The organism is Micrococcus lylae NBRC 15355 (assembly GCF_001570885.1).
GTDB classification, from domain to species: Bacteria; Actinomycetota; Actinomycetes; order Actinomycetales; family Micrococcaceae; genus Micrococcus; species Micrococcus lylae.
On sequence record NZ_BCSN01000031.1, the window covers coordinates 21,312 to 29,209 of the forward strand.

Sequence of the window (7,898 nt, forward strand, 5' to 3'; positions counted from 1 at the left end):
GTGGCGGAGGGCCTCGCGGCGGTGGATCTTACTGGACTCGAACCAGCGACCTCTCGCGTGTGAAGCGAACGCTCTAACCAACTGAGCTAAAGATCCTTGGTCTGACTCCTCCACAGCGGCGGAGCAACTTGCTGAAATATACACGATGTCCCGGCGGTCGTCCAAACCGTCGACCGGGCCCTGCCCCGGGCACGGAGCGGGGCGGAGACCGCCAGGTCCCCGCCCCGCCCCTCACGCCGAGGGGAATCGGTGTGTCAGGTCAGCGGATCACTCAGGGCGGCCGCCGACGTCCGAGCCGCCCAGTGCCGCGGCAGCGTCCACGAGGCCGGCACCGCAGCCCTCGGCGCAGGTGCCGGGCATGGTGCGGGCGGTGTCCTTCAGCTGCTGCTCGACGGCGGCCGGGTCGGCAGTGCCGTTGGCGACCAGCAGGGCGGCCACACCGGCCACGTGCGGGGCGGCCATCGAGGTGCCCTGGTAGGCGGCGTAGTCCGCGCCGGCCGGGGTGGTGGTGCCGGAGTCCACGGTGGAGATGATCTCCGCGCCCGGGGCGGTCACGTCCACGGCGTCGCCGTAGTTCGAGAAGGAGGCCTTGGAGCCCTGCTCGTCGGAGGCGGCCACGGTGACCACGTTGTCACAGTTGGCCGGGCGGGAGTTGGCGGCCGGCTGGGACTCGTTGCCTGCGGCGACCACGACGGTGGTGCCGTTGGCCACGGCCTGGTCGATGGCGCTCTGGTAGGCGGTGCCGCACATGCCGGAGCCTCCCAGGGACATGTTGATCACATCGGCCGGCTCGGGGTTGTCCGGGACGCCCGGCACGGACCCGCCCGAGGCCCAGACGATCGCGTCGGCGATGTCAGACAGGGAGCCGCCGCACTTGCCGAGCACACGGACCGGCTGGATGGTGGTGTCCGGGGCCACGCCCACCACGCCTTCGGTGTCCGCGACCGCACCGATGGTGCCGGCCACGTGGGTGCCGTGCCAGGAGGAGCCGGACTCCATCATGGCGTTGCACTCGCCGTACTCGATCCAGTCACCCTCATCGCTCGGGTCCGCGTCACGGCCGTCGCCGTCACGGGCGGAGTCCGCGTCCGAGATGAAGTCATAGCCGCCGGAGACGTTGGCGTTCAGGTCCGGGTGGTCCACGATGCCGGTGTCCAGCACGGCGACGGTGGAGCCCTCGCCGGTGCCGGCGTCCCAGGCGCCCTCGACGTTCATGCCGTTCTCCCCGTGGAAGCCCCACTGCTCCGAGTACAGGGCATCGGACGGGGTGGATGCGGCGACGGTCATGATGGCGTCCGGCTCGACGGACTCGACCGACGGATCCGCGGCCAGCTGGAGCATGAAGGCCTTCGAGGCGGCCTGGTCCAGCTTCTTGTCCGCCTGCACGACGTGGGAGCCGGAGGCGGTGGCGCGCAGCTCCTTGACGGAGACTCCGGCGGCCTTGGCGGCCTTGCCCCAGGCGTTCGCGCGGCCCTGGGAGGTGGTCGCGGCCTGCGCACCCTCCTTGTAGGTCACGATGAACTTGTCGTAACCGTCCGCGTTCGGGTCCTTGGCCGCCATGCCCTGGGCCACGAGGTCGGCAACCGGGGTGGCGATGGTCGGGGCCTTCTCGGCCGGGGCCGCGATCTGGTCGGCGAGGGCCGGGGCGGCGGCGAACGCGCTGCCTCCCAGCGCTGCGGCGGCGAGCAGGGCGCCGGCGCGGCGGGCGGTCTTGCGGGTGTTGTCTCGGTGGGCAGCCATCGGGCTTCTCCTCTGACAGGTGATCGGTGATCTGGTTGCTTCCGTCCGTCGCGGCCTGAACTCCCCTGGGGGAGCTCCCCTCGCCGCGACGTCCGGCGATGCCCTCACGCTAGGCAGGTGAGCCAGGTCACTTTCAATCCTCGGGCGCACATCCGGCACCTTGGTGCCGGATCCCGGCACGGTCGTCGACGTCCGGCGGCACCGACGGTCAGCACCCTGGTCCCGTCGGCCGGGACGGTCCGCCTGCACGCCGGTACACCGTGACCGGCACCGTGGTGCCGGAGGGGCACCCACGACGACGGCCGCGCACCCCCGCGGGGTGGGCGGCCGTCGTCGGGCACTAGGGGTACTTGACATCAGGCGCCGGCACAGACGACCCCGGCCCGGGGAGCGGGCGCTCCCCGGGCCGGGCCGTCGGGTCAGTGCAGGCCGGCGGGACCTGCGGCGTCACCGACGCGTCAGCAGACTCAGCGGGCGGTCAGCGAGACGTCGTCCAGACGGAAGACGGTCGCGGAGTACGCATCCTCCTCGCCACGGAAGAACACGGTCACGTCCTTGCCCGCGAAGCGGGACAGGTCCACGGTGTGGGTCACGTACCCGCGGCCCTGCTCCATGTTGGAGTGCGTCTTCAGCGTGTAGGAGGCGATGCCGTCGTTGACCATCACGCTCATGCGGTCATAGGCGGCGGAGGTGCCCTCGTTCGAGTCCACGCGCAGGGCGTAGGACAGGGTCGAGGTCTTGCCGGCCGGCAGGGACACCCGCTGCTCGATGGTGGCGGTGTTCCGGTAGCCCAGTCCGTTCATGGCGGCGTGGTAGTTGCCGGAGTGGGAGCCCGCCGCGGAGTACACCGGGGTGGAGTTGCCGGTGCCGAGCCACCCGGTGGCGCCCTGCTCGAAGCCGCCGTTGGTCAGCAGTTCCCCGCCGATCGGGTCCGGGTCCGGCTCCGGCTCCGGTTCCGGCTCCGGGGCAGGCTCCGAGCCGCCGCCCAGAGAGGCGAGGGTCGTGGCGGCATCCACCAGGCCTGCGCCGCAGCCGCCGGAGCAGGATCCCGGCATGGAACGGGCGTTGTCCTTCAGCGCCGACTCGACGGCGGCCGGGGTGAGGGAGCCATCCTTGGCCAGCATCAGCGCCACCGCGCCGGCCACGTGCGGGGTGGCCATGGAGGTGCCGTTGTAGGCGGCGTAGGTCGAGGAGCTCGGGGTGGTCTTGCCGGCGTTCACGGTGGAGATGATGTCCGTGCCGGGGGCCGTCACGTCCACAGGGGATCCGTAGTTGGAGAACGAGGAACGGTTGCCGCTGGAGTCCGAGGCGGCCACGGTGATGACGTTGTCGCAGTTGGCCGGGGTGGCCCCGGAGGCGTCCCTGTTGTCGTTGCCGGCGGCGACCACGACCGGGACGCCGCGGGACACGGCCGAGTCGATCGCGTTCTGATAGGTCGCGCTGCAGGCACCGGAGCCGCCGAGGGACATGTTGATGACGTCCACCGGGGTCTGGTTGTCCGGGACTCCGGGCACGGATCCGCCCGAAGCCCAGACGATCGCATCGGCGATGTCGGACAGCGAGCCGCCGCACTTGCCGAGCACGCGGGCGTGCTGCAGCTTCACATCCGGAGCCACACCCACGACTCCCTCGGTGTTCGCCACGGCGCCGACGGTGCCGGCCACGTGACTGCCGTGCCAGGAGGAGTCGGACGCGTAGGGCGAGTTGCACTCGCCGGCGACGGACCAGTCGCCCTCGTCGGTCGGGTCCGCGTCACGGCCGTCGCCGTCACGGGCGTTCCCCGGGTCGGAGATGAAGTCGTAGCCCGGGACGGTGTTCGCGTCCAGGTCGGGGTGGCTGGTCTGGCCGGTGTCGATGATGCCGACCGTGACGCCGGAGCCGGTGGAGTGGTCCCAGGCGCCGGGGACGCGCATGCCGTTGGCGCCGTGGAACCCCCACTGCTGGTTGTAGAGGGCGTCCTTCGGGTCAAGGGCCGCGGTGAAGATGACGTCCGGCTCGACCGACTCGACGGCCGGATCGGCCTTGAGCGTCTCCATGAACTCCGCGGACTCGGCCTGGGACAGCTTCTTGTCCGCCTTGATCACACGGGAGCCCACGGCGGTGGCGCGCAGCTCCTTCACGGAGACGCCGGCCTGCTTCGCGGCCTTGCCCCAGGCATGGGCACGGCCCTGTGCGGTGGCGGCCGCAGAGGCGGTCTCCTTGTAGGTGACGATGAACTTGTCATAGCCGTCCGCGTTCGGATCCGGGACCTCCATGCCCCGGGCCGCCAGGTCAGCGACGGGGGTCGCCAGGATCGGGGCCTTCTCGGCGGGGGCCGGGACCTCGGTGGCGGTGGCGGCCGGAGTGGCCGCGAGGGCGGAGCCGGCGACGACGGCGGCTGCCAGAGCGGCGCCGAGACGGCGGGTCGGGCGGTCTTCGGCGGTGGTCATGGTCGTCTTCACCATGATGGTTCTCCTGATGGAAGAGGTGATGATGGCACACCGCCGCAACCCTTGCGTCCCCCCGGTCCGGTGGTGATGTGGATAACAGTAGGCGCCGCTGACCAGGCCGGAAAGCAGGGCAGGGCGTTCCTGGACGATCGTCGAGAAACATCGTCCCATGGTGCCTGTCGATGGCACGATCGGACAGGCGGCGGCACCTTCGGACAGATCGCTGCACCTACGTCCATATCAGCCCGGCGGTTCCGAAAGTCGGACATAAAAGTGTCCTGGACGCCTCGAGGGCGTATGGTCGTCCTGAGACGTGGCCCACACCCCGCCTCCGCAGTGTTTGCGGACAGGGCCGGCCGCCTCAGATCTTCCGGAATCGAACGCTCATGGACGAGCAGAACGGACGGCGCACCATGACCACCCTGATCCCCCACTTCATCGACGGCCAGCGTGTCGAGGGCACCGGCGAGCCGACGCAGGACGTCTTCACCCCCGCCACCGGCGAGGTGTCCGCCCAGGTGTCGCTGGGCGGCGCCGAGCGCGTGGCCGAGGCCGTGGAGTCCGCCCAGAGGGCCTTCCAGACCTGGTCCACCATCAACCCGCAGCGCCGCGGCCGCATCCTGCTCGAGTGGGTCCGCCTGATCAACGAGAACGCGGACGAGCTGGCCCGCTCCATCGCCCGGGAGCACGGCAAGACCGTGCCGGACGCCCACGGTGACATCCAGCGCGGCGTCGAGGTGGTCGAGTTCGCCGCCGGCGCCCCGCACCTGCTCAAGGGTGAGTTCTCCTCCGAGGTGGGCCGCGGCGTGGACGTGCACTCCATCCGTCAGCCGCTCGGTGTGGTCGCCGGCATCACCCCGTTCAACTTCCCGGCCATGATCCCGCTGTGGAAGGCCGGCTGCGCCCTGGCCGCAGGCAACACCATCGTCCTCAAGCCGTCCGAGCGTGACCCCTCCGTGCCGGTCCGCCTGGCCGAGCTGGCGGTCGAGGCCGGCATGCCCGCCGGCGCCGTGAACGTGGTCAACGGCGGCAAGGACGCCGTGGACGCCCTGATCGAGCACGAGGCCGTGCAGGCCGTCGCGTTCGTCGGCTCCACCCCGATCGCCCAGTCGATCTACGCGCACGCCACCTCCCTGGGCAAGCGCGCCCAGTGCTTCGGCGGCGCGAAGAACCACCTCGTGATCATGCCGGACGCGGACCTGGACCAGGCCGCGGACGGCCTCATCGGCGCCGCCTTCGGATCCGCCGGCGAGCGCTGCATGGCCATCTCCGTGGCCGTCCCGGTGGGCGAGGAGACCGCGGACAAGCTGGTCGCCAAGCTCCAGGAGCGCATGAAGGACCTGACGATGGGCGCCTCCGACCAGGAGGGCGCCGACTTCGGCCCCGTGGTCACCGCGCAGGCCAAGGAGCGCATCGAGGGACTCATCCAGGCCGGCGTCGACGAGGGCGCGGACCTGCTGGTGGACGGCCGCGGCGCAACCGTCGAGGGCCACGAGAACGGCTTCTACGTGGGCGCGACCCTGTTCGACCGTGTCACCGCGGACATGCGCATCTACAAGGAGGAGATCTTCGGCCCGGTGCTGTGCGTGCTGCGCGCGAAGGACTACGAGGAGGCCCTGCGCCTGCCGTCCGAGCACGAGTTCGGCAACGGCGTGTCGATCTTCACCCGCGACGGCGACACGGCCCGAGACTTCTCCACCCGCGTGAACGTCGGCATGGTCGGCGTGAACGTGCCGATCCCGGTGCCGATCGCCTACTACTCCTTCGGCGGCTGGAAGGCCTCCGGCTTCGGCGACCTGAACCAGTACGGCACCGACGGCCTGAAGTTCTACACCAAGACCAAGACCGTCACCACGCGCTGGCCCTCCGGCATCCGCTCCGGCGCCTCGTTCGTGATGCCCGAGGGCTCCTGATCCGCAGACCGCTGAGGAGGACTCCGAGATGAGCGAGAACACCGAGAACGTCGTCGTCCCCGAGGATGCCCGCCGTGTGGCCTTCCTGGGCCTGGGCAACATGGGCGGCCCGATGGCCGCGAACCTGGTGAAGGCGGGCGTGCAGGTCACCGGCTTCGACCCGGTGCCGGAGGCCGTGGAGGCCGCCCGTGCCGCCGGCGTCGAGATCGCCGCGACCGGCGCGGACGCCGCGCGGGACGTGGACGTGGTCATCACCATGCTGCCGAACGGCAGCCTGGTGAAGGCCACCTACGCCGGCGGTGAGGGCTCCGAGGGCCTGCTGGCCGCCGCGAAGCCGAACACCCTGTTCGTGGACTGCTCCACCATCGACATCGCCGAGGCCCAGGAGGCCGCACAGATGGCGAAGGACGCGGGCTTCGACTCCGTGGACGCCCCGGTGTCCGGCGGCGTGGTGGGCGCCCAGAACGGCACCCTGGCCTTCATGGTCGGCGCGGGGGACGCCGCGTTCGCCCGCGTCGAGCCGCTGCTGCAGATCATGGGCGCGAAGATCGTCCACTGCGGCGACCACGGCATGGGCCAGGCCGCGAAGATCTGCAACAACATGATGCTGGCGATCACCCAGATCGGCGCCGCCGAGGCGTTCGTGCTGGGCGAGCGCCTGGGCCTGGACCCGCAGGTCCAGTACGACGTCATGAGCACGTCCACCGGCCAGTGCTGGTCCGTGAACGTGAACTGCCCGGTCCCGGGCCCGGTGCCGACCTCCCCGGCCAACCGGGACTTCGCCGGCGGGTTCATGGGGGCGCTGATGGCGAAGGACCTGGGCCTGGCCCTGTCCGCCCTCGACCGCGAGAACGTGGACGCCGTGCTGGGCCGCACCAGCCAGCGCCTGTACCAGGCGTACGCCGACGGCGATGGCGCCCGCAAGGACTTCTCCGGCATCATCGAGACCGTCCGTGCCGACCAGGCGTCGGCCTCCCTCGAGTCCAAGGAGGACACCGCGTGACCGAGAAGACCACCGCTGACGAGCCCGTGATCCTGACGGAGACCGACGGCCGCGTCGGCGTCATCACCCTGAACCGTCCGAAGGCGCTGAACGCCCTCAACGAGGCCACCATGAACGCCGTCGTCGAGGCCGCCGAAGCCTTCGACATGGACCCGGAGGTCGGCGCGATCCTGCTGCTGGGCTCCCCCAAGGCGTTCGCCGCCGGCGCGGACATCAAGGAGATGAAGGACCGGACCTTCACCCAGATGTACGCCTCGGACTGGTTCCAGGCGTGGGAGCGTCTGGGCCGTGTGCGCACCCCGGTCGTGGCGGCCGTGACCGGCTACGCCCTCGGCGGCGGCTGCGAGCTCGCCATGATGGCGGACGTGCTGATCGCCGGCCCGGGCACCCGCTTCGGCCAGCCGGAGATCCAGCTCGGCGTCATCCCGGGCATGGGCGGCTCCCAGCGACTGACCCGCTCCGTGGGCAAGGCCAAGGCCATGGACATGGTGCTGACCGGCCGCCAGGTGGACGGCGAGGAGGCCGAGCGCATCGGCCTCGTCTCCCGCCTGGTGGAGGACGAGAAGGTCCAGGACGAGGCGCGCGAGGTGGCGCAGAAGATCGCGTCCTTCTCCAAGCCGTCCGCGCAGATGGCCAAGGAGGCCGTGGCCGCCGCGTTCGAGACGACCCTGCAGCAGGGCATCGTCCACGAACGCCGCATCTTCCACTCCCTGTTCGCCACCGCGGACCAGAAGGAGGGCATGGGCGCCTTCGCCGAGAAGCGCAAGCCCGAGTGGGAGCAGGCCTGACGGCCCGCCCGTTCCTTCCCGACGA

General features: G+C 70.9%; 5 protein-coding genes and 1 tRNA gene. 3 read left to right on the forward strand and 3 right to left on the reverse strand.

The window, feature by feature from the left end; all coding sequences use genetic code 11:
- Positions 1-22: 22 nt before the first annotated feature.
- From MLY01S_RS07685 to MLY01S_RS07695, 3 genes are all read right to left on the reverse strand, one after another.
- Positions 23-96 (reverse strand) — tRNA-Val (locus MLY01S_RS07685).
- 171 nt (positions 97-267) lie between these two features.
- Positions 268-1,740 (reverse strand): S8 family peptidase, encoded by a 1,473-nt coding sequence (locus MLY01S_RS07690; protein WP_067190875.1) that lies wholly within the window; start codon positions 1,738-1,740, stop codon positions 268-270.
- Between the two features lie 467 nt (positions 1,741-2,207).
- Complete coding sequence (locus MLY01S_RS07695; protein ID WP_245232193.1) at positions 2,208-4,184, reverse strand: S8 family serine peptidase; 1,977 nt, start codon at positions 4,182-4,184, stop codon at positions 2,208-2,210.
- A gap of 371 nt (positions 4,185-4,555) precedes the next feature.
- Here MLY01S_RS07695 and MLY01S_RS07700 point away from each other — a divergent pair, with 371 nt between their 5' ends.
- The 3 genes from MLY01S_RS07700 to MLY01S_RS07710 are packed head-to-tail and all read left to right on the forward strand — an operon-like array spanning position 4,556 to position 7,873.
- Positions 4,556-6,082, forward strand: a complete 1,527-nt coding sequence (locus tag MLY01S_RS07700; RefSeq protein WP_369804909.1) for a CoA-acylating methylmalonate-semialdehyde dehydrogenase — start codon at positions 4,556-4,558, stop codon at positions 6,080-6,082.
- A 28-nt stretch (positions 6,083-6,110) separates the two neighbouring features.
- Positions 6,111-7,085 (forward strand): 3-hydroxyisobutyrate dehydrogenase, encoded by a 975-nt coding sequence (mmsB, locus tag MLY01S_RS07705; protein ID WP_067190878.1) that lies wholly within the window; start codon positions 6,111-6,113, stop codon positions 7,083-7,085.
- Positions 7,082-7,873 carry an enoyl-CoA hydratase gene (locus tag MLY01S_RS07710; RefSeq protein WP_082739843.1) on the forward strand — a complete coding sequence of 264 codons (792 nt, stop codon included), beginning with the start codon at positions 7,082-7,084 and terminating at the stop codon, positions 7,871-7,873. Before mmsB ends, MLY01S_RS07710 begins: the two co-directional genes overlap by 4 nt.
- The last annotated feature ends 25 nt before the right edge of the window (positions 7,874-7,898 follow it).

Excerpts from the sequence above, each read along its gene's own strand:
- MLY01S_RS07690 (WP_067190875.1), bottom strand. The coding sequence starts at position 1,740 with ATGGCTGCCCACCGAGACAACACCCGCAAGACCGCCCGCCGCGCCGGC.
- MLY01S_RS07695 (WP_245232193.1), bottom strand. The coding sequence starts at position 4,184 with ATGGTGAAGACGACCATGACCACCGCCGAAGACCGCCCGACCCGCCGT.
- MLY01S_RS07700 (WP_369804909.1), top strand. The coding sequence starts at position 4,556 with ATGGACGAGCAGAACGGACGGCGCACCATGACCACCCTGATCCCCCAC.
- mmsB (WP_067190878.1), top strand. The coding sequence starts at position 6,111 with ATGAGCGAGAACACCGAGAACGTCGTCGTCCCCGAGGATGCCCGCCGT.